Source organism: Mariniflexile jejuense (genome assembly GCF_042675665.1).
Classification (GTDB): domain Bacteria; phylum Bacteroidota; class Bacteroidia; order Flavobacteriales; family Flavobacteriaceae; genus Mariniflexile; species Mariniflexile jejuense.
Genome location: NZ_JBHTJI010000001.1, coordinates 342,483 through 365,562, shown reverse-complemented (window position 1 = coordinate 365,562; position 23,080 = coordinate 342,483). Strand labels below are relative to the sequence as shown.

Here is a 23,080-nt window from a genome sequence, read left to right as displayed (position 1 = left end):
AGATACTTACAATTATGTTTGATTTTGACCAATATTTAGGATTTTTAGCTTTTTTAACCATTTTAACAATAGGTTTTTGGTTAATGATATTTTTGTTAACCTTCGTTATTCCTTACTGGATTGGTGGTTCTTTAATTGAAAGATTAAAAGAAATTAGAGAAGAGAAAAAGGCGAAACGTCAAAATTCATAACATTATTAAATTATACTAATAAAAAAAGGGAAGCTAATTTAGCTTCCCTTTTTTTATTTCTTTTCATATTTATACTATCCTTCAAAATCCATATTATCCATACCACCGCCATTTTGACCACGATCTCTGTTTTGTTTCTTTTGTTGGTTGAATCTGTAAGTGAATGATAGATTAAAACTACGTTGTCTCCACTGGAATTCGCTATTACTTAAAAAAGTAGCTGTAGTAGATTCTGTAATTCGTTTTCTGCTATTAAACACATCGCTTATATTAAATGCTAACGACGCATTATCATTAAAGAAATCTTTACTAAATGCTAAATCGGTAGAAAATATACCTTTTGTTTTATTTTGCGCATCTTGACTTGGTCCGCCGTAAAACAAGCGTGTTTGCCAATCAATTTTACCCGGAAGTGTGTATTTATTATTCAATCTTGCAAACCAACTTAAATTTTCTGCACCAAAATCGGTACCGTTATAATCGCCTTTTGTTACAGAATTAAATAAGTTAAAGTTTCCATTTAAATTCCATTTTTGGTTAGGTCTGTATGTTAATGTAAACTCAAACCCAGTACGATCATTAGTTGCTAAATTTATTGGTGTTCTTCTTATAACAGGAACTTCTGTACCGCCAACTGTAGCTGTTGTACCTGTGTCTTCAGCTATAAAGGTGAATACATCTGTAGCATGTTCAAAATAAATAGACGAGTTTAAAGTTATTTTTCCAAATTTATTTAAATAGCCTAAGTCAACTTTATTTGAATAACTTGGGTTTATATCTGGGTTACCTTGAAATAAGTTGGTAGCACTACTACGCGATGGAAATGGGTTAATAAAGCGCGAACGCGGTCTGCTTATTCTTCGGTTATATCCAAAAGTTAAACTTTGTTTATCGCTAATTTCATAGCCTAAATTAACCGTAGGGAAAAAGCCTAAATAGTTTTTTCTTTCAAAATCGCCACTTGTTATTTGATTAATGGTAATTTTTGAATCTTCCATTCGAAGACCTAATAAGTAAGAAAATTTGTTTTTAATTTTACTACCAAATTGTGTGTAAAAAGCGTTTATATATTCACTGTAAATTAAATTATTACTTACATTGGTGTCTAAAACATAAGAACCATTATTATTAAATTCAAGACTATAATCGGTATCTAATTGGTTGAAATTACCTCTATAACCAAGCTCAAATTGGCTTGCTTCACCAATAGGTAATACATAATCACTTTGCAATAAAATATTTCTTTGTTCTTCTAGAGTTTGCACTCTTTCAGCAGCATTACCGTCTTGAGATATTAATGAAAATTCATCTTCATTAGAGTTTTCAAATTGAAAATCGAATGTTAATTTATGAGATGAATTGCCATCAAATTGCTTATTAAAATTAACAGCATATTGAATGGTTTTATCATCTTCAGTTTCAGGATCGAATCGATTTGATTGGTTTATTAAGTTGCCATTAGCATTTAATTCATTAATAGTGTTTGTTGTTTCAGTTTTATTATCACTATTACGTAATACAATTGATGTTGTTAATGAAGCGGTGTCGTTAATATACCATTCAACACCTGTGTTTGTGGTTATTCCTTTTCTTATTCTATCAGTCGCTCTGTATTCATTTAAAAAGGTACTAGGATCGCTTCCATTAAAATATTCACTTTCAGTTGTAGATTTCCCTGGAGATTTTCTATAATCATATCCAGTAGTATTGAAAAAGTTAAAATTACCAGTTCTGTAATTAACGTTTCCAGAAACGCCAGCAGTTAAAGGATAACCAGAATTTACAGTTACAGCACCATTAAAACCTTGAAGTTTACTTCTTCTGAGAATAATGTTAAGAATACCACCAGTGCCTTCGGCATCATATCTTGCTGAAGGTGAGGTTATAACTTCAACACGTTCAATGGCATCTGCAGGAAGTTGTCGTAAAGCATTGGTAGAATTTAAACCAACCAAACCAGATGGTTTTCCATTTATTAAAATGGTAACGTTATCATTACCACGTAAAGCCACATTACCTTCAACATCTACAGAAACTGAAGGAATGTTATCTAAAACATCGCTTACTGTTCCACCTCTTACAGTTAAATCGCTACCAACAGTATATATTTTTTTATCAAGTTTAATTTCTACGGTTGTTTTTTCTGCAATAATTTCAACTTCACCTAATGAAGCAAAATCAATTTCTAAAAAAATAGTTCCTAAATTGGTATCAGAATCTAATTTTCTATTGGATAGTGTTATTTTTTTATAGGATATGTATTCAATGGAAATATCGTAAACACCATTAGCTATTTTAATATTAAATTGTCCATTAGCATCTGTAATGCCGCCATTTACAATTTTGTTTTCTTTTTTACTAAAAAATGCAATTGTAGCATATTCTAAAGGCGTATTGGTGTCTTTGTCTATTACTTTTCCAGAAATGGTAATGTCTTTATCAGTAATATCATTTTTGGAAAGTGCATTTCCTGAAAAGGTAAGAATAGATAGTAAAAAAATGCTTATAAAAATTTTGGTCATGGTTTATTTTTCCATGTTAGACGAGCAAAAGTAAACATGGTTTAATGGTGTTTTGTTAAATATAAGTTAATTAACGAAACTTGATTTAACCTTATTTTTAGATAATTTCCCCTATTTTCTCGGTTGGTCTGCCAATTACAGCTTTATTGCCGTTTATAACTATTGGACGTTCAATAAGTTTCGGATTTTTAACCATAACTTCAATTAATTGGTCATCGGTTAATTTTTTGTTTTTAAACTCGGTTTTCCAAATGGCTTCATTTTTTCTAACTAAATCAATTGGTTTTATGCCTAAAAGGTTTATAATTTCTTTTAGTTCCTTAGCCGAAAGAGTGTCTTCAAGATATTTTACAACCTCAAAAGGTTTTCCTGAATTTTCTAAAAATTCTAACCCGAAACGCGATTTACTACATCTATTGTTATGAAGTATTTTTATCATTATACGTAAATATTATATGTTTTTAATTGCTGAATGAGTTCTGCTGGATTTTTAAAATGAATACCGTTTATACCCAAAGCATTTGCTGCTTCAATATTTCTTAAATTGTCATCTATGAAGACTGAATTTTCTGGAATTATATTAAACCTTTCAAGAGTTATATTGTAAATTTCCTTAAATGGTTTTCTTGTTTTTTCATCACCCGAAACTACAATACCTTCAAACCATTGTAAAAACTCAAATTGTTTTTGTGCAATAGGAAAAGTTTCGCTACTCCAATTTGTTAGTGCAACTATTTTGTATTTTTTTGATGCAATTAAATTTTTTAATATTTCAACAGTTGCTTCAATTTCGCCACCTAACATGTTTTCCCAAGAACCATAAAATAGTTTTATATAGTGTTCATAATCTGGAAATTTTTCAACCAAATCTTGTGTTGCTTTTGCTAATGGATAACCTGCATCTTGATTTTCATTCCAATCACTTGTACAAATGGTTTCAAAAAACCACAGCATTTTTTTTCTATCACCATGAAAAGCATCTAAAAAAACGTATTCAGGATTCCAGTCAATTAAAACGCCACCTAAATCAAAAATTATGGTATTAATTTGCATTATAAGGTATTATTATCTTCAACTTTTTGCCCCATCATCATTAAATAGGCTTTTAAAAACGGACCAATATTTCCATCCATAACAGCATCAACATTGCTGGTTTCGTGTGCAGTTCTTACATCTTTAACCAATTTGTAAGGTTGCATTACATAGTTTCTAATTTGGCTTCCCCATTCAATTTTCATTTTTCCAGCTTCAATATCTTCACGCTGTGCCATTTGTTTTTGCAGTTCAATTTCGTATAACTGCGATTTTAGCATTTGTAAGGCTCTGGAGCGGTTATCATGTTGCGAACGTGTTTCTGAACATTGTATTTGAATACCTGTTGGTTTATGCGTTAGTTGTACCTTTGTTTCAACTTTATTTACGTTTTGTCCACCAGCACCACTAGAACGTGCGGTTGTAATTTCAATATCGGCAGGGTTTATTTCAATTTCAATAGTGTCATCAACTAACGGATATACATAAACAGAAGCAAAACTGGTATGACGTTTGGCATTGCTATCAAACGGTGAAATACGCACCAAACGATGTACACCATTTTCACCTTTTAGCCAACCAAACGCAAAATCGCCTTCAATTTCTAAAGTCACGGTTTTTATACCAGCCACATCACCTTCTTGAAAGTTGAGTTCTTTAACTTTAAATCCGCTTTTCTCGGCATACATTAAGTACATACGCATAAGCATACTTGCCCAATCGCAACTTTCGGTACCACCAGCACCAGCAGTTATTTGTAAAACAGCACTTAAACTATCACCTTCATCAGAAAGCATGTTTTTAAATTCAATATCTTCAAGTAGTGTAAAGGCTTTTTCATATTGTAATTCAACATCTTCTGCGGTAGCGTCACCTTCTTTATAGAATTCATAAAGCACCTCTAAATCTTCGGTAAGCGTTTTGGCTTTGTTGTAGTCTTCAACCCATTTTTTAGTAACACGAAGCGATTTCATAATGGCTTCGGCAGCTTTGGCATCATTCCAAAAATTAGGGTCAAAAGTTTTTTCTTCTTCGTTTTGTATTTCAATAAGCTTTTTATCTACGTCAAAGATAGTGCCTAAGTTTGTCTAGGCGGGTGTTAAGATTTTTAATTTGATCGGAAGTAATCATAGTTTTTTATTTTGAACAAAAATAGAATTTAAACAAGGAGTAGAAAACAAATCTTCATATAATTTTTATAGCTTTACCTATATTTTTATTGAAATGATAATAGATTTAAGAAGTGATACTGTTACAAAACCATCAAAAGGCATGCTAGAAGCCATGATGGAAGCTAAAGTAGGCGATGATGTTTTTAGAGAAGATGAAACTGTTAATCAGCTAGAAACACGTTTAGCCAATATGTTTGGAAAACCAAGTGCTTTATTTTTTCCAAGCGGAACAATGGCAAACCAAACCGCAATAAAATTACATACTAACCCAGGCGACCAAGTTGTTTGTGATAAATATGCCCATATTTATAATTATGAATCTGGCGGTGTTGCGTTTAATAGTGGTGCTTCTTGTAAATTAATTGATGGCAATCGTGGTATGTTTACAGCACAACAAGTTATTGATGCAATAAACCCTGAGGCTTATTATTATAGTCCAACACGTTTGGTTGAAATTGAAAATACAGCCAATAGAGGTGGCGGTTCGTGTTGGGATTTTAATGAAATTTTAAAAATAAAAGCCGTTTGCAATACTAATAATTTGGGATTTCATTTAGATGGTGCTAGATTGTGGAATGCGTTAGTAGAAAAAAATGAAAACACGAAGCAATATGGTGATGTTTTTAATACGATTTCAGTTTGTTTAAGTAAAGGTTTGGGTTGCCCAATTGGTTCTGTTTTAATAGGCGATGAAGCAATTATGAAAACAGCCATTAGAATACGAAAAGTATTTGGTGGTAATATGCGACAAGCAGGTTATTTAGCTGCAGCAGGACTTTATGCTTTAGATAATAATATTGACAGATTGGTTGAAGACCATAAAAAAGCTAAGGAAATAGGGCAGATGCTTTCTAAATTATCAATTATAAAAACTGTTGAACCTATTGAAACAAATATCGTTATTTTCGAATTAAACAAAAATGTAAATGAAAATTCATTCATTCAAAAATTAAAAGAAAAAAACATTCACATAATAGGTATGGGTACCAATAAATTACGTATTGTTACCCATTTAGATTATACCGATACCATGCATGAAAAATTTCTAGAAATTCTCAAAAACCTAACTATCTAAACCGTCTAGAATTCTAAGAAGTCAGATAATTTAAGAAGTCTATTTAAACATATCCAAACCTGGAATATTTGGCATACCTTCTTTAGCAACAGCCGCAAGTTCTGCTTCGTTTACATTAGTAGCTTTAGCAATTACTTTATTTAATGTTATAATTAAGTAATCTTCAAGTTGTTCTTTATCTTGAAGCAAACTTTCATCAATATCAATAGATTTTATGGTTCTATTGGCGGTTAGTGTTATTTTAAGTTTATTGTCGTTGCTTTTTTCATCAATTAAAACGGTATCTAACCGTTTTTTAGTTTCTTCAACTTTACGCTGGGTTTCTTTAAGTTTACCCATCATATTCATCATATCTCCAAACATAATTTTATAATTTTTTAAATCATTACAAAGCTATTTAATTTTTATATTTTTACCGTCTTAATTTAAGAATAAAATGTCGTTGAAAACCATACTTCAAATACCTAAAGCCACAAAAAAGCCAAAAAAATTAGTAAAACACAAAGATGTTCGCATCGATAATTACTATTGGTTGAACGATAGGGAAAACCCAGAAGTGATTGATTATTTGAATGCTGAAAACGCCTATACAAAAAACGTTATGCAGCATACAGAAGCCTTTCAAAAAGCATTATTTGAAGAAATGAAAGGTAGAATTAAGGAAGATGACACATCGGTTCCATATAAATTAAATGGTTATTGGTACATAACACGTTATGAAAAAGGGCAAGATTACCCAATTTACACTCGAAAAAAGGAAACTTTAGAAGCGGCAGAAGAAATATTATTTGATTGTAATGAGATGGCAAGAGGTTTTACGTTTTTTAACCTAGGAAGCATGTCTATTAGTCCAGATAATACAATGGTTAGTTTTTCAATTGACACAGTTGGAAGACGACAATACACTATTCAAATTAAAAATTTAGTAACAGGCGAAATTTATCCTGATAAAATTGAAAATACCACAAGCAGTTCTACATGGGCAAGCGATAATAAAACCTTGTTTTACTGCATGAAAGACGATGTTACGTTGCGTTCGCATAAAATTTTTAAACATAAATTACATACCAATTCTAAAGAAGATATTGAGGTTTTTTATGAAGCCGATGAAACATTTAACACGTTTGTTTATAAAACAAAATCTAAAAAATATATTGTTATTGGGTCTTCTAGTACGGTTTCTTCAGAATATCGTATTTTAAATGCCGATACACCTGATGGGGAATTCAAAATATTTCAAAAACGTAAGCGTGACCTGGAATACAGTATTGCACATTATAATGATAGTTTTTACATCATTTCAAATTGTGATGATGCAACTAATTTTAAACTACTAAAAACAAGTGAAACTAAAACAGAAAAACGCTATTGGAAAGATGTTATTCCTCATAGAAACGACGTTCTTTTAGAAGATATCGAAATATTTAAAGATTATTTAGTTGTTAATGAACGTGAAAACGGACTTAATAATTTAAGAATTATGAGTTGGGATGGTTCTGAAGATTACTATTTGCCTTTTGAAAGCGAAACCTATACAACGTATATTAGTAATAATCCCGATTTTGATAGTGACGTGTTGCGTTATGCCTTCAATTCACTAACATCGCCTAGTTCTGTAATTGATTATAATTTTAAAACGAAACAAACCGAAATTAAAAAAGAACAAGAAGTTTTAGGTGGGAAATTCCAAAAAGAAAATTATGAATCTAAACGTATTTGGGCAACAGCACGTGATGGTGTAAAAGTACCTATTTCTTTAGTTTACAAAAAAGGAACAAAATTAGATGGTACAAGTCCGTTATTACAATACGCTTATGGCTCGTATGGTTCAACTATAGATCCATCATTTTCAACAGTACGTTTAAGTTTGTTAGACCGCGGATTTGTTTACGCCATTGCGCACATTCGTGGTGGCGAATATTTGGGACGCCATTGGTATGAAAACGGAAAGCTATTAACAAAACTAAATACCTTTTACGATTTTATAGATTGTTCAAAATATTTAATCGAACAAAAATATACATCCGCAAAGCATTTATATGCTTATGGTGGTTCAGCAGGAGGTTTGTTAATGGGTGCAGTTATTAATTTGAACCCAGAATTGTATAACGGTATTTTAGCCGCTGTACCGTTTGTTGATGTAGTTACAACGATGTTGGATGATACTATTCCACTTACAACAGGTGAATATGATGAATGGGGAAATCCAAACAAACTAGAGTATTATAATTACATGAAGTCTTATTCACCTTACGACAATGTAGAAAGTAAAAACTATCCAAACATGCTAGTTACTACAGGTTTACATGATTCGCAAGTGCAATACTGGGAACCAGCAAAATGGGTTGCAAAGCTTCGAGAATTAAAAACAGACACTAATAAATTATTACTTTATACTGATATGGATTCTGGTCATGGTGGCGCTTCAGGACGTTTTGAAAGTTTGAAAGAAGTAGCCTTAGAATATGCCTTTTTATTAGATTTAGAAGGAATCCATGGTTAAGTAAAAAAAAAGTTTTACTTTTGTCAGGTTTTAAGTTACAAATATTTTCACTAATATTACAGTAACTTTCCTAAAAGGCATTTATGAAACACAGAAATCAAGTTTTTGATAATGTATTAGATTTAGTAGGTAATACACCACTTATTAAACTTAATAAAGTAGCTTCAAAATTTAAAGGAAACTTCTACGCAAAGGTAGAATCCTTTAATCCAGGACAATCTTCAAAAGATAGAATAGCAACCTACATAATAGAAGAAGCAGAACGAAAGGGCATTTTAACACCAGGTTCTACTATCATCGAAACAACATCAGGTAATACAGGCTTCAGCATTGCTATGGTAAGTATTATTAAAGGTTATGATTGTGTGTTAGCAGTAAGTTCAAAATCATCTGCCGATAAGATTGATATGCTTAAAACCATGGGTGCAAAAGTATATGTATGTCCTGCGCATGTTAGTGCAGACGACCCAAGGTCTTATTATGAAGTTGCAAAAAGACTGCACAGTGAAATTAAAGGTTCAGTTTATATTAACCAATATTTTAACCAATTAAATATAGATGCACATTACGCTTCAACAGGTCCAGAAATTTGGAAACAAACTGAAGGTAAAATAACGCATTTAGTTGCTTGTAGTGGAACAGGTGGTACCATTTCAGGAACAGCAAAATATTTAAAAGAACAAAATCCAAATATTAAAGTGATTGGTGTTGATGCTTTTGGCTCGGTAATTAAAAAATACCATGAGACTAGAGAATTCGACGAAAAAGAAATTTATCCATATAGAATTGAAGGTTTAGGAAAAAATTTAATACCTACTGCTACAGATTTTGATGTAATTGATGAGTTTGTAAAAGTAACCGATGAAGAAAGTGCACATACCGCTAGAGAATTAGCAAGAAGTGAAGGGCTATTTGTAGGTTATACTTCTGGAGCTGCAACACAAGCACTTAAACAACTAGGTGAACAAGGTGAATTTAAAAAAGATGATTACGTTGTAGTTATTTTTCCAGATCACGGTTCGCGTTATATGAGTAAAGTGTATAGCGATAAATGGATGCAAGAACAAGGCTTTTTTGATAGTAAAAATGAAGCCACAGTACAAAATATAGAATACATAAAATAGTATAAATATTACATAATAAAGAGATGACATTTGTTTTTATAGCAAAAAGTCATCTCTTTTTTTATTTTATAAATAATTGAACACTAAAAATTATGTACAAACAATATAAATATTTAATTTTGCCCGAACTGACTAGAAACTAATAAATCTTTACTTCATTTCTTTTTAAATAGAATTTAGTAGAAGTAGCACAGTAATACCATTTCAAGTTTAAGTTAGTTTTAATTTTAATAGCAACAAGTTAGAATAAATGAAAGATTTATTTGAAAGAATTCAAAACAATAAGGGACCATTAGGAAAATGGGCATCACAAGCAGAAGGTTATTATGTTTTTCCAAAATTGGAAGGCGATTTAGGCCCGAGAATGGAATTTCACGGTAAAAAAATCTTAAACTGGTCTATTAATGATTACTTAGGTTTAGCCAATCATCCTGAAGTTCGTAAAGTAGATGCTGAAACAGCACAACAATGGGGTGCTGCTTATCCTATGGGCGCTAGAATGATGAGTGGTCATACAAAATACCATGAACAATTAGAAAATGAATTAGCGGCTTTTGTAAAGAAGGAGTCATGCTATTTATTGAATTTTGGTTACCAAGGTATGGTGTCTATAATTGATGCTTTAGTAACTAAAAATGATATCATTGTTTATGATGTAGATTCACATGCTTGTATTATTGACGGTGTTCGTTTGCACATGGGTAAACGTTTTACCTATAAACACAACGATTTAGAAAGTATGGAAAAAAACCTGCAACGTGCTACAAAAATGGCAAACGAAACAGGTGGCGGTATTTTATTTATTACAGAAGGTGTTTTTGGAATGCGTGGTCAACAAGGAAAACTTAAAGAAGTTGTTGCCATGAAAGAAAAATATAATTTCCGTTTATTGGTTGATGATGCTCATGGTTTTGGAACACTTGGTAAAACAGGTGCTGGAGCAGGCGAGGAGCAAGGTTGTCAAGATGGTATTGATGTGTATTTTTCAACATTTGCAAAATCTATGGCTAATATTGGTGCTTTTGTTGCTGCCGATAAAGATGTGATAGATTATTTAAAATACAATTTACGTTCTCAAATGTTTGCTAAAGCGTTACCAATGATTCAAACAATTGGATCGTTAAAACGTTTAGAATTGTTGCGTAATTCATCTGAAATTAAAGATAAATTATGGGAAAACGTTAATGCGCTTCAAAATGGATTAAGACAAAGAGGATTTAATATAGGCGATACAAACACTTGTATTACACCAGTGTATCTAGAAGGTTCTATTCCAGAAGCGATGGTAATGGTGAATGATTTACGTGAAAACTACGGTATTTTCCTTTCAATTGTTGTGTATCCAGTTATTCCTAAAGGTATTATTTTGTTAAGAATGATTCCTACGGCTTCTCATACATTGCAAGATATAGAAGAAACGTTGGCGGCTTTTGAAGCAATTCGTGAAAAATTAGTAAACGGAACGTATAAAAAAATTGCTGAAGTTAGTGTTGAAAACGTAGGTTAATCAACAAAACATATAAAATTTAAAAAGGTCATTTATTTAGTAAATGACCTTTTTTGTTATAAATTCTTTCTATAAGTTACACGTCGCTTATATACTTCAGGATCAAAATGTTTCCAAATTTGATGAATAGCATAATTATCTTCTAATTCAGGAGTTCTTATACAATTTTGAATACCTTTTTCTCTAAACGTGTTATAATATTCATTAAAAATAACAGCATGCACACCTTTGTTTTGATAGTCTGGATGAATGCCAATTAAATAGAAAATAACATCTTTACTATGCTTTTTTGCTTGTAAAATATGCATAAAGCCAAAAGGAAATAATTTGCCTTTCATTTTTTGTAATGCTTTGGCAAAAGCAGGCATTACTACTGCAAAACCAATAAGTTTATCATCTTTGTCTACAACAAATTTGATGTATTCAGGGTTTATGAAGCTTATGAATTTCTTTTTAAAATATTCCTTTTGTATATCTGTAATAGCAACAAATGATGATAAGGACGCATAACTTTCATTAAATAAGTCAAACATTTTATCGGCATAAGGCATTACTTCCGATGTTTTAGTTAGGTTTAATGCCTTTAGTTGGTAGCGTTTTTTTATAAGTTCTTGCGCTTTAAAAAAGAATTCAGGCTTCACATTTTTAAAAGGAAACTTACTTTCAGAATACTTTTTTTCAACTATATAATTTGCGTTTTCATAATGCTTAATATAATACGGATAGTTGTACCATGTAATCATTGAAGAAATGTGCTCAAAACCTTCAGTCATCACACCAACTTTATCTAAATTTGAAAACCCAACAGGACCTTCAGCAAATTCTAAACCGTGTTCTTTACCAATAGTTTCAATTTGATTAAAAAGTGCTTTTGAAACTTCAAAATCATCAATAAAATCAAACCAGCCAAAGCGCATTTTTTTTATGCCTTGGTGTTTAACTTCTAATGAATTGATAATGGCAGCAACTCTACCAACAATTTCATTATGTTTGTAAGCTAAGAATAATCTAGCTTCGGCATCATTAAAAACAGGATTTTCTTTGGTGTCAAATGTTTTTAATTCTTCACTTATTATAGGTGGAACCCAATATTTTGAGTCTTTGTATAGTTTGAACGGAAATTTTACAAAAGCTTTTAATTCACTTTTTGTTGTTACTTCTTTTATTGAAATCATTATGTTGGTTGGCGTAAATCTTTTAATTGAAATTTTGATCTTTTCTTTTATGCTTTTTATTGTATTCTTCTATAACATCGGTGGTTTTTTTCGATTTGTTTTTTCGTCTTTCACCTTCATCTTTTGCTGATGTTCCGTTATCTATCTCTTTATCTTTATGAAAATCTAAACGGTACGACATACCAAAATTAACACCAAAAACTGATGGCGTATCTTTAGTATTGAATGTTACAGCGGTATCTAATTGAAAATCTTTAGTCCATAAATAACCACCACCAAACCTAAAAAGGTTATCGGCATAAAAATCACTTTTAATACCTTGGGTTTCGCCAAAAACAACCCATTTTGGGCTAAACGAATGCGTTAAGGTTAAAATATATTGAAAATCAGATTGGTCTGTGCCAATTCTGTCTTTTATTAAATTCATTACAAACACCCAACCACCATTAAAATTGTTTTGGGTTGCAATCATAACTTTTGGACTAAAACCTTCTATACCCTGTGCAGTATAAGGATTATTTTTAGTGTCGTAATTTGCGCCTGCATATATTGATACTGCTGGAATTAAAGTTTTCCATTTAAATTTATGGTTTGCTTTCCAACTGTATAAATTGGGCTTGTCTTCACCTTTTTTATAAGGGTCATAAATTAAATATTTAGCACCAATGGTAAGAAATTTAAAATTTGCACGTTTGTCTTCAGCAGTTATGCTAGAGTTATAGGTTTTAGTATCGCTTTGAAATGAGCCTTCAATATTAAGTTCTAATTCTTCCCAAAGTAAGCCATATCGTGTAGCAAAATCAACACCAAAACCATCAACTTCATAACTTGTAGCAGGCGTACGCTTTTCTTTTAGCATATATGGACCAACCTCAAATTGAGCAACATTGGTACCAACTGAAAAAGCGCTTCTTGAAACACCTGGTCTGTTTGAGTTTATAACATCGGTGTACTGTGCAAAGGCCAGAGATGAAATAAAACTTATAAAAATAAATAGGGTAGATTTGATTGGGTTCATAGTGGTGTTTTTAAGTTATCGTAAATTATTTTATTTACTGATGATTAAAAAAATAGTATATAAGGCTATTCAAATATAGATATTTTATACATTTTTTATCATTTTTGAACGTTTTTTAAGCAGATAGAATTGTATTTTTGTTAAAAAATATTTTTTATGTTACAACAAGCATCTGTAACTGGTCTTTTAAGAACGCTATTAATTATCCTGCTTATTTACTACGGATTAAAAATTCTTTCAAGGCTTTTTGCACCCTTATTACTTAAATATATTGCTAGAAAAGCAGAAGAAAGATTTGGCGGACAATTTGGTCAGTTTCAACAAAAAACACAACAAGACACAAGAAAAAAGGAAGGTGAAGTAACTATTGATAAAATGCCAAACACAAAAACTTCAAATAAAGATGTTGGCGAATATGTGGATTACGAAGAAATTGATTAATTTCACAACCATTGTTTTTTAATATACTTTCATGCAATTTTCAATAAAAAAAGCACTTCCGCACCTATTAGTTTTAATAGGTTTTATAATTCTATCTTTAGCGTATTTTAATCCAGTTTTAAAAGGAAAACAAATTTTTCAAAGCGATATCATGCAGTATATAGGCATGAGCAAGCAGCAAAATGATTTTAGAGAAGCTACTGGCGAAGAAACCTATTGGACAAATAGTGCGTTTGCAGGTATGCCAACATATCAATTAGGTGCAAAATATCCGCATAATTATATTAAAAAATTAGATTCTGTTTTACGATTTTTACCTCGTCCAGCCGATTATTTATTTCTGTATTTTTTAGGGTTTTACGTGCTTTTGTTAGTACTTAAAGTCGATTTTAAACTCGCCGCACTTGGTGCAATGGCATTTGGTTTTTCAACGTATTTAATAATTATTTTGGGTGTTGGGCACAATAGTAAAGCCCATGCTATTGCTTACATGCCGTTAGTTTTAAGTGGTATTTTACTAACGTTTCAAAAGCGTTATATAGCTGGTTTTTTACTAACAGCTATTGCAATGGGTTTAGAAATGGTAGCAAATCATTTTCAAATGACTTACTATTTATTGCTATTAGTTGGTGTTTTAGGTATTGCTTATTTAATTGATGCCTATAAAAAGAAAATGCTTCCTCATTATTTTAAATCGGTTGGCATTTTGGTTTTGGCTGTTGTTTTAGCGATAGGCTTAAATGCTACTAATGTACTAGCAACAAAGGAATATGTAAAAGAAAGTACCCGAGGAAAAAGTGAATTAACAATAAATCCTGATGATTCGCCAAAAGAGATAACTTCTGGTTTGGATAGAGATTATATTACCCAATTTAGTTATGGTTTTGCTGAAACTTTTAATTTATTCATTCCCAGGTTTATGGGCGGTGGTAATGGTGAAGATGTTGGTAAAGATTCTGCGACTTACGAAGCTTTTAGAAAACTAGGCGCCACTACAACCCAAGCAGCTCAAGAAGCTAAGCGAGCACCTATGTATTGGGGCGATCAGCCTATTGTTGAAGCACCAGCATATATTGGAGCTGTTGTATTATTTTTATTTGTTTTTGCGCTATTTTTAGTAAAAGGACGTTTAAAGTGGTGGCTTGTTGGTGGTTCTGTTTTTTCTTTACTATTATCTTACGGAAAAAATTTAGGGTTTTTAACAGATTTCTTTATCGATTTTGTGCCAATGTATAATAAGTTTAGAGCGGTAACGTCTATTCAAGTTATACTAGAATTATGTATTCCTGTTTTGGCAATTTTCGGATTGGTAAAATTATTTAATGAATTTGAAAAGAAAGAAGAAAAATTAAAAGCATTAAAATATTCAGCAATAATTACAGGTGGTTTAGCAGTGTTGTTTTTACTCTTCAAAACATCTTTGTTTGATTTTGTTGGCGGTAATGATGGTTTTTACAGTCAGAATTACGGAGAAGCCTTTGTTGATGCTTTACGAGAAGATAGAAAATCTATTTTCACTACAGATACTTTAAGAACTCTCATATTAGTATTGCTTTCTGCAGGTGCTATTTATATGTATTTAACAGACAAGTTGAAAGAGAAATGGGTGATTTTAGTTTTTGGAATTCTTATTTTGTTCGATTTAGTTGGCGTAGATAGACGCTATGTTAATAATGATGATTTTATTTCGGCAGTTGAAGTAAATAAACCTTTTAAAGCTACTGAAGTAGATAGCTATATACTAGAAGATAAAGGTTATTATCGTGTATTCGATTTGGTTGGTGGTGCTGCAAAACCATCTTATTTTCATAATTCACTTAATGGCTACAATGCTGCAGAGTTAAAACGATACAGTGAATTATTCGATTTTTATGTTGCTAAAAACAATATAAACGTGCTAAATATGCTTAACACAAAGTATATTATTGCCCAAGACAAAGAAGGTAATTTATTTCCTTATGAAAATGATAAAGCTAATGGACATGCTTGGTTTGTTAAAGAATTAAAGCGCGTTGCTTCAGCAAATGAAGAAATAAAAGCTTTGGATAGTTTAGATAATAAAAATAAAGCGGTTTATAATTCTGAGGTATATAAAAACTTAAAAACGAACTATTTGGTTGATTCTTTAGCATCTGTAAAATTAGTGTCATACAAACCAAATTACTTAAAATACGAATCCAATAATTCAAATAATGGCTTTATAGTGTTTTCTGAAATTTATTATGGTAATGGTTGGAAAGCGTTTTTAGATGGTAAAGAAGCAACTCATATGCGTGTTAATTACACTTTACGCGGTATGGAAGTTCCTTCAGGGAAGCATACCATTGAGTTTAAATTCGATCCTGATGTTGTAAAAACAGGAAGTAAAATAGCCTTAGCAAGTTCTGTTTTATTTGGGTTGTTATTTTTAGGTGGTTTATTTTACGAGTTTAAAAAGAAAGCAAAAGAAAGTGCGTAAAAAAGCACTCATAATAACTTATTATTGGCCACCAGCAGGTGGTCCTGGAGTACAACGTTGGTTAAAATTTGTAAAATATTTGCCAGATTTCAATATTGAACCTGTAGTTTACATTCCAGAAAATCCTAATTATCCGATACTTGATTCTAATTTAAGTTCGGAAGTTTCAAGTAGTCTTACTATTTTAAAACAACCTATTAAAGAGCCTTATAAGTTAGCGGGGTTGTTTTCAAAAAAAACATCAAAAACTATAAGTAAAGGCATTATTTCTGAAACTAAAACCCAGAGTTTTGTTGAAAAAATTATGCTTTACGTTCGTGGAAATTATTTTATTCCAGATGCTCGTAAAGCTTGGGTAAAACCATCGGTAGTATTTCTTTCAGAGTATATATCAAAAGAAAACATAAAAACTATTATTACTACTGGACCACCACACAGTTTGCATTTAATTGGTTTACAACTAAAAGAACAACTAGGAGTGAATTGGATTGCCGATTTTAGAGATCCATGGACAACCATTGGCTATCACAAAGCGTTAAAACTTACTGAAGCTTCAAAAGCAAAACATAAAGCTCTTGAAAACCAGGTTTTAAATGCTGCCGACCAACTAATTGTTACCAGTTTCACAACCAAAAAGGAATTTCAGAAATTAACAAATAAGCCTATTAGTGTTATTACGAATGGGTATGATTATGAGCCTGTTTTACCGTTTGAAATGGATTCTAAATTCTCTTTAGCACATATTGGGTCGTTATTATCAAAACGAAATCCAGAAAATTTATGGCAAGTTTTAAGTGATTTGATTATTGAAAACGAATCCTTTTCAAAAGATTTTCAGCTTAATTTAGTAGGTTTTGTTAGTGAAACTATTCTTAATTCAATAGAAAAACAAAATTTAAGTGATTATGTAAATAAAGTAGGTTATGTTTCACATAAAGAAGCTATTGTATATCAAAAAAAATCACAAATTTTATTACTTATTGAAATAGATTCCGAAGATACCAAATGTATTATTCCTGGTAAATTGTTTGAATACATGGTCTCTAACAGACCAATTATAGCTATTGGACCAAACGATTCTGATGTTGAAAAAATAATAAAGGAAACTAACACCGGAAGCTACTTTAGTTATAATGATTATGATGTTTTAAAAACCACTATCTTAGAGCATTATAACGCTTTTAAAACAAATTCATTAAGCGTATACCCAATTGGGTTGCAACAATATAGTAGAAAATCGCTCACTGAAGCATTATCTAAATTAGTATAATGGGTATTGTAACGTCGCAATCATTTAAAAATACAGTAACAACCTATCTTGGTTTTGGTATTGGTGCACTTAATACCTTGTTTCTATACACATATTTCCTTACTGATGTTTATTATGGTTTGGTTGCTTTTATTTTATCTACAGCTAATATCGTTATGCCTTTAATGGCTTTTGGAGCTAACAATACTATTATAAAGTTTTATTCATCTTTTAAAACAAAAAATTCGCTTAATAGCTTTTTAACACTTATGCTGTTTTTGCCTTTAGCAATGATTATTCCAGTTGGTTTAATAGGTTGTTTTACGTATGAAATCATTGGCGAATTATTATCTCAAAAAAACGAAATAGTTAAAGGTTATGTGTGGTATATATTCGTAACTGCAGTAGCTATGGCGTATTTTGAGGTGTTTTTTGCATGGTCTAAAACGCAATTACAAACGGTGTTTGGCAACTTTATGAAAGAAGTATTTCATCGTGTTGGTGTTATGCTTTTATTGTTTACAGTATATTTTAAATGGCTTGATGTAGAACAGTTTGTAGTTGGTGTTGTTTGGGTTTACATTATTAGAATGATTATAATGAAATTATATGCCTTTACTATAAAATTTCCTGTTTTAAAATTTAATAGAATTGAAGGTGTAAGTGCTATTTTGAAATATTCATCGTTAATTATAATAGCAGGTTCTATTGCTACTATAATTTTGGATATTGATTCGTTCATGCTTGGTATGTATATTCCAATAGAAGAAGTGGCTTACTATGGTGTTGCAATTTATATTGCTACGGTTATTGTTGTGCCTTCTCGTTCTATGCAGCAAATTCTTCAACCATTAACAGCACAATATTTGAATGAAAAAAACAAAGTTGCACTTAAAGATTTATATGTACGAAGTTCGCAAACTTTATTTATTATAGGTGGTTTTATATTTCTTATCATCATAATAAACATCAACACGATGTATCTTTTAATTCCTAATGAATTTAGTGGTGGACTATTAGTTGTTTTTCTTGTTGGTATAGCAAAACTATACGATTGCTTAATGGGGTGTAATAATGTGGTATTGTTTAATAGTGATTATTATAGAATAGTATTATTATTCGGTGTTGTTTTAACAGTATTAACGGTGTTTTTAAATATGCTTTTTATACCCATGTTTGGTATTAATGGTTCGGCATTTGCAACGTTTTTGGCTATTTCAGTGTATAATTCTATCAAAATTTATTTTGTAAAACTTAAGTTTAATATGATGCCTTTTAATAAAGATACAGCCAAAGTTTTAGGAGTAATTGCTTTAAGTACTATACTACTTTATTTCTGGGATTTTCCGTTTCATCCCGTAATTAGTATTGCTTTAAAAAGTATTTTGGCAACATTAATTTATGTGTTTGCTGTTTTAAAGTTGAATGTGTCTGAAGATATTTCTTTGGCTTTAAAGAAGTATTTAAGACTTAGGTAATAGTTTTAAGAATAATTCTGTAAAAACAGAAACCCCCACGATGTTGCTTTGAGGCAAACGTATCGCAGGGATTTCCAAACTAACCAACCAAACTTGTTATGATCGTCTTCTTGTTGGAGCTTCCGATCTTTTATTGTTATTATCAGAATTACTTCTACTTTGTGAAGCCATTGGTTTGCTTTGAGTAGATCTGGTAACTGTTCTACTTTCAGATGTTCTTGTAGTAGTACGTTGTGTTACCTGTGGTGTATTTCTGTTTGTATTATTGCTGTTATCATATGTACGAGAATTTGAGTTGTTTGGTTTTCTAACAACAGTAGTTTCTCTTGTACGCACATCGTTATTTCTTGAATTATCGTTAGATATTAGAGTTCTATTAACGTTTTCTCTTGTTCTTTTAGTATCATTTGCATCAGAATTATTTTTAGAAACCCTATTATTAGAATTATCATATCTAGTATCATTTCTATTTGCTGTTTGCGTATTTCTATCAGAATTTCTATTTGAATAGTTGTCATTTCGTCTAGAATCATTGCTGTTTGATTCGTATCTAGAACTTGAGTTTCTATTAATTTGAGTAACATTTCTAGAACTTCTGTTTACAGTAGCGTAATCTCTATTTCTTGAAATTATTTCACCACGTCTGCTTGCAATAGCTGTTGTAGGTCTGTAATTGTTATAAAATGGTCTGTTATAAACATAACGTACAGGTGTGTAATATTGTCTATACGGTCTATTATAAACTATACAGTGATTGTAAGAAGGAACGCTATAGTATCGGTGCCAAGGTCTGTAAACATAATGTCTGTTATATACATTTATATATCCTGTATAGTGTGAAAACACATTATAATTATTATAATGAACATATAGACCGCCAACTCTAGAAATATAACCACGGTTGTTATAATATATATTTACATTTCCTGCTTGAACAATACGTCCGTAATAATCATAATAAATAGGTGTGTTTTCAATTTGAATGATAGCTCCAAATTCATCGTATTGTACATACGCGTTATAATCATAACCAGAGTTGAAACTAATATTTACATGAGGCGACCCAATAGATACACTTAAATGTGAATTATTGCGAAGCATGTTGAAATCAAACTGTCCGTCAGGGAAAACTGAAAATTCAATACCGTCCTCTACAAAAATGAAAGAGTTTCCATAACCTCGGTTATAAATAGTATTGTTATCATGAGTATTTGTTTTGGCTGCATTAACGGTGAATCCTGTTAAGATTACACTTGCTAATAAAAATAAAAACTTTTTCATAATCTTATGTTTTAATTGTGATACGATTATGTATTTACAAACAGCGTGCCAAAAAAATATTTTACAATATAACCAGTTGTAAATGAATTAAATAATATTTATTTGGTTTTATTGCATAAAAAAGGAGGCGAATATATTCGCCTCCTTTTAATTATTTTTTAGTGTATTAGCTAAAAATTATCTGGTTAATAATTTTACGGCTTTTTCACCTTCAAAAGTTTTTACTGTAGCAATCCAAAGACCTGTTTTGAATTCAAAGTCTATGTCGCTGTTTGTTTTAAATGATTTTACCAAAGCACCAGTAATGCTATAGATGTTAACTTCTGTAGAAGATTTTACGTTAGATACATAAATTCTTTTTCCAACAGATTTAACGTTAGAAGAAACATTTGAAACTTCACCAGCTTTATCTATACCTAAAGTAAAATTAGGATTAGCAACTAGAGTTGAAGGAACTGATAAACCAGTTAGCATATAAGCTGCATTTCTCCAAATAGTTAAAGCTTGAGGGCTAATATTTGTACCATCACCCATAATGGTTGCACCATAACTAAAAGCTAATGCAACAGCATTTACATTAAGTTTGTCGGTTGTAGCTGTGCCTAATTGAGTGCCAGAAGGTAAATAGTTTATTACCATAGACGTAGCAGGGTTCGTAGCGTAAGATGTTGTAGCTAAACTTTCTCCGCCAGTTGTAATATCTAAGTCAATTACGGCATCAATAGATTTTGTGCCGCCACCAGCAGTACCATCATCTGAAGCAGTAGCAGCTCCAAAAATATTAAAAGTATTACCTCCTGTAAAGCTAATTCCTTTGAATAATGGACTAGTTTGATTAGCAGGTGCTACAGTTACAGTTACATCAGTTTGTCCATTAGGAACCGAAGCATTAGCATCAGTAACTGCTTTTCCGTTTCTAAACGCATAAGATTTGTTATAAATAATTGGAATTGTAACATCTTTAACTCCTAATTTTCCACCTGGTTTAAAAACAGCAGCGCCAGAACTAAAAGTTTCTTGAACTATCACTAAATCAAATCCAGAAAGAGCAGGTATTTGAGTGCCACTTTGGTCAGACTCTATATAAGTTACATTAAAGTTAGGGTCAGCTTCTAACATGGTAATAACAGGATCCGCACCTGGAGCAGAAGCACCAGCACCTTGTCCAACACCTATTTGATTTAAATAAAGAATTTCTTTAGGCTTAGCTTGTAATAAGTTATATGTTACTTCAACATAAGGTATAAAAATATCTGTACCTCCGTTAGTAGCATCAGCAGTAAGGACAAGATCTTGAGAATTTCCTGTAGTAGAATAAATATTGTATGCTAAGTCTGTAACAGTAGATGCAGTACCATCAATAACTAAATTAACAGCTACTGTAGAAGGACCATTATAGCTTACGCCATTGATTGAAACCCATGATTTACTGTTGATGTTAGGAACAGATAGTGCATAGTCAAGATTAGAAGCTGCATCTAATGGAACTCTAACTGATGCTGTTCCCCAAGTTTTAATATGTATTTTAGAGCCAGTTTTTAAGTTAAGTCCTCTTGTTGCGTCATAAAAATTATCACCATTAACATCATAATCTAGTCTAACATCTTTTGCACGAGCAAATACAAAAGGGTTTGCATCAGCATCAGCATAATATCTGTATTTAGGTGAAGCACCTGTTCCTGTTATGTCATTTAAAGCAAAAACAGGATTAGAATTTACAGAGTTGTGTACAATAGAAGATAATAATGTGTTATTTGTAGTTGTATTAATAAATGAACCATTTCTGAAATCGTATGTATAGGTGTGAGCAACCATTTCATAGCTATTTGCTGTAGGGTTTGCAATCATACCTGATGGAATAGTTTGACCAGTAAGCATGTAAGCTGCATTTCTCCAAATAGTTAAAAGTTCTGGGGTTATGTTGCCGCCGTCTTGTTTTACTGTAGCTCCCCAAGAAAAAGGTAATACTATGGCATCTTTAGCTAATATACCAGATGCATCAGTACCTAGTTGTGTATTGGTTGGAAAGTAGTTAATACCAACTGCAGTTTGACCAACACCTTGCGCTGTAATTTCAGGTACAGTAGCTAATAAGGTGTTTGTAGCACCAGATATTTCAAGACCATTGATAACATCAATTGCTTTTTGTCCTGACGCAATCCCATAGTCATCTGAGGTTGTTCTAAATAAAGGAATATTACTACCATTAGACACTGTAATACCTGTAAAGATTGGGCTTGTAGCATTTACCACTTGCATGGATAAGTTTTGCGTTGTGATAGATGTAGCTGTTGTAGAAGTAACTAAACTACCATTTTTAAAAAGAATCGATTTGGCATAAATAATAGGGGCTGTTAAGTTACTTGGAGCCAGAATTCCAGGTGTTGCACCTCCTTTGATGAAGTTGAAACTACCTGATACGTTTTCAGTAGCAATAATTAAATCAAAGCCAGCAGTATCTATGTTTCCGTTAACGGCAAGTGTATTGCCGCTAGGTAATCCTGCGCTTCCAACGGTAAGACTTGTAACTTTTGCTAAAGGTACGCTAGCTCCATTTGTTGCTGTGATATAAGTAACACTAAAATTAGAATCTGCTTTTAACATTTTTAAAACAGGGTCATTACCAAAAAGTGAAGATTTAGTAACTATTCCATAATTTTTATCAGAAGCATTTTTTCCATAATAGTTACCTGCAACTGCTACGGCATCGTCATTGTAAATTTTAACTCCGTCTGCCATTACATACAGAACGTGTTTTTGTGCCATCATTTGACTGGAGGTCAAAGCAAAAAGCAGCGTGAATAATAAAAAAGTAATTTGTTTTTTCATAATAAATAGTTTAGTTATTTTAATA

At 31.5% G+C, this 23,080-nt stretch carries 18 protein-coding genes; 9 read left to right on the top strand and 9 right to left on the bottom strand.

Annotated features, from left to right (window positions below; genetic code table 11):
• The first annotated feature begins 14 nt into the window (after nt 1–14).
• The gene (locus ACFQ1R_RS01575) at nt 15–191 is read left to right on the top strand and encodes a hypothetical protein (RefSeq protein ID WP_162880248.1); all 177 of its coding nucleotides are present in this window, start codon (nt 15–17) and stop codon (nt 189–191) included.
• Nucleotides 192–265: 74 nt separating this feature from the next.
• Here the strand turns inward: ACFQ1R_RS01575 and ACFQ1R_RS01570 are convergent, their stop codons facing one another.
• The 4 genes from ACFQ1R_RS01570 to prfB all read right to left on the bottom strand — a co-directional run bounded on the left by ACFQ1R_RS01570 (nt 266) and on the right by prfB (nt 4,876).
• The gene (locus tag ACFQ1R_RS01570) at nt 266–2,713 is read right to left on the bottom strand and encodes a TonB-dependent receptor domain-containing protein (protein ID WP_379924348.1); all 2,448 of its coding nucleotides are present in this window, start codon (nt 2,711–2,713) and stop codon (nt 266–268) included.
• A gap of 97 nt (nt 2,714–2,810) precedes the next feature.
• Nucleotides 2,811–3,152, bottom strand: a complete 342-nt coding sequence (gene arsC / locus ACFQ1R_RS01565; protein ID WP_379924346.1) for an arsenate reductase (glutaredoxin) — start codon at nt 3,150–3,152, stop codon at nt 2,811–2,813.
• Nucleotides 3,152–3,766, bottom strand: a complete 615-nt coding sequence (locus ACFQ1R_RS01560; protein ID WP_379924345.1) for an HAD family hydrolase — start codon at nt 3,764–3,766, stop codon at nt 3,152–3,154. The genes arsC and ACFQ1R_RS01560 overlap by 1 nt, the downstream gene beginning before the upstream one ends.
• Nucleotides 3,766–4,876, bottom strand: a protein-coding gene (gene prfB / locus ACFQ1R_RS01555) for a peptide chain release factor 2 (RefSeq protein ID WP_379924344.1) whose coding sequence is annotated in 2 segments (ribosomal slippage) — nt 3,766–4,812 and nt 4,814–4,876 — 1,110 coding nt in all. Because the reading frame shifts where the segments join, the coding sequence is not laid out codon by codon here. The genes ACFQ1R_RS01560 and prfB overlap by 1 nt, the downstream gene beginning before the upstream one ends.
• Before the next feature lie 93 nt (nt 4,877–4,969).
• Here prfB and ACFQ1R_RS01550 point away from each other — a divergent pair.
• Nucleotides 4,970–5,992, top strand: coding sequence for a threonine aldolase family protein (locus ACFQ1R_RS01550; RefSeq protein WP_379924343.1), 1,023 nt, complete (start codon nt 4,970–4,972; stop codon nt 5,990–5,992).
• A gap of 39 nt (nt 5,993–6,031) precedes the next feature.
• Here ACFQ1R_RS01550 and ACFQ1R_RS01545 read toward each other — a convergent pair whose 3' ends face one another.
• Complete coding sequence (locus tag ACFQ1R_RS01545) at nt 6,032–6,355, bottom strand: YbaB/EbfC family nucleoid-associated protein (protein WP_379924342.1); 324 nt, start codon at nt 6,353–6,355, stop codon at nt 6,032–6,034.
• 73 nt (nt 6,356–6,428) lie between these two features.
• Here ACFQ1R_RS01545 and ACFQ1R_RS01540 point away from each other — a divergent pair, with 73 nt between their 5' ends.
• The 3 genes from ACFQ1R_RS01540 to ACFQ1R_RS01530 all read left to right on the top strand — a co-directional run bounded on the left by ACFQ1R_RS01540 (nt 6,429) and on the right by ACFQ1R_RS01530 (nt 11,126).
• A complete protein-coding gene (locus ACFQ1R_RS01540; RefSeq protein ID WP_379924341.1) occupies nt 6,429–8,495 on the top strand; it encodes a S9 family peptidase in 2,067 nt (688 codons plus the stop codon).
• 83 nt (nt 8,496–8,578) lie between these two features.
• A complete protein-coding gene (locus tag ACFQ1R_RS01535) occupies nt 8,579–9,619 on the top strand; it encodes a PLP-dependent cysteine synthase family protein (protein WP_379924340.1) in 1,041 nt (346 codons plus the stop codon).
• A 250-nt stretch (nt 9,620–9,869) separates the two neighbouring features.
• Nucleotides 9,870–11,126, top strand: a complete 1,257-nt coding sequence (locus ACFQ1R_RS01530) for an aminotransferase class I/II-fold pyridoxal phosphate-dependent enzyme (protein WP_379924339.1) — start codon at nt 9,870–9,872, stop codon at nt 11,124–11,126.
• A 56-nt stretch (nt 11,127–11,182) separates the two neighbouring features.
• On the opposite strand, the gene ACFQ1R_RS01525 is transcribed toward ACFQ1R_RS01530, so the two are convergent.
• Together ACFQ1R_RS01525 and ACFQ1R_RS01520 are read right to left on the bottom strand one after the other, a co-directional pair.
• Nucleotides 11,183–12,301 (bottom strand): GTP cyclohydrolase, encoded by a 1,119-nt coding sequence (locus tag ACFQ1R_RS01525; protein WP_379924338.1) that lies wholly within the window; start codon nt 12,299–12,301, stop codon nt 11,183–11,185.
• Nucleotides 12,302–12,323: 22 nt separating this feature from the next.
• Nucleotides 12,324–13,319 (bottom strand): transporter, encoded by a 996-nt coding sequence (locus ACFQ1R_RS01520; RefSeq protein ID WP_379924337.1) that lies wholly within the window; start codon nt 13,317–13,319, stop codon nt 12,324–12,326.
• A gap of 156 nt (nt 13,320–13,475) precedes the next feature.
• On the opposite strand from ACFQ1R_RS01520, the gene ACFQ1R_RS01515 reads away from it, so the two are divergent.
• From ACFQ1R_RS01515 to ACFQ1R_RS01500, 4 genes are read left to right on the top strand one after another with little or no spacing between them, the layout of a single operon-like run.
• Entirely contained in the window at nt 13,476–13,760 is a 285-nt protein-coding gene (locus ACFQ1R_RS01515; protein ID WP_379924336.1) for a DUF4834 family protein, read from the top strand.
• A gap of 31 nt (nt 13,761–13,791) precedes the next feature.
• Nucleotides 13,792–16,218 carry a YfhO family protein gene (locus tag ACFQ1R_RS01510; RefSeq protein WP_379924335.1) on the top strand — a complete coding sequence of 809 codons (2,427 nt, stop codon included), beginning with the start codon at nt 13,792–13,794 and terminating at the stop codon, nt 16,216–16,218.
• Nucleotides 16,211–17,488: a glycosyl transferase family 1 gene (locus ACFQ1R_RS01505; RefSeq protein ID WP_379924334.1), complete on the top strand. Its 1,278-nt coding sequence runs from the start codon at nt 16,211–16,213 to the stop codon at nt 17,486–17,488. Before ACFQ1R_RS01510 ends, ACFQ1R_RS01505 begins: the two co-directional genes overlap by 8 nt.
• Nucleotides 17,488–18,945 carry an oligosaccharide flippase family protein gene (locus ACFQ1R_RS01500; protein WP_379924333.1) on the top strand — a complete coding sequence of 486 codons (1,458 nt, stop codon included), beginning with the start codon at nt 17,488–17,490 and terminating at the stop codon, nt 18,943–18,945. The genes ACFQ1R_RS01505 and ACFQ1R_RS01500 overlap by 1 nt, the downstream gene beginning before the upstream one ends.
• Before the next feature lie 96 nt (nt 18,946–19,041).
• Here ACFQ1R_RS01500 and ACFQ1R_RS01495 read toward each other — a convergent pair whose 3' ends face one another.
• Both ACFQ1R_RS01495 and ACFQ1R_RS01490 read right to left on the bottom strand, forming a co-directional pair.
• The gene (locus ACFQ1R_RS01495; protein ID WP_379924332.1) at nt 19,042–20,226 is read right to left on the bottom strand and encodes a hypothetical protein; all 1,185 of its coding nucleotides are present in this window, start codon (nt 20,224–20,226) and stop codon (nt 19,042–19,044) included.
• Between the two features lie 177 nt (nt 20,227–20,403).
• Nucleotides 20,404–23,055 carry a hypothetical protein gene (locus ACFQ1R_RS01490; protein WP_379924330.1) on the bottom strand — a complete coding sequence of 884 codons (2,652 nt, stop codon included), beginning with the start codon at nt 23,053–23,055 and terminating at the stop codon, nt 20,404–20,406.
• Nucleotides 23,056–23,080: the final 25 nt, after the last annotated feature.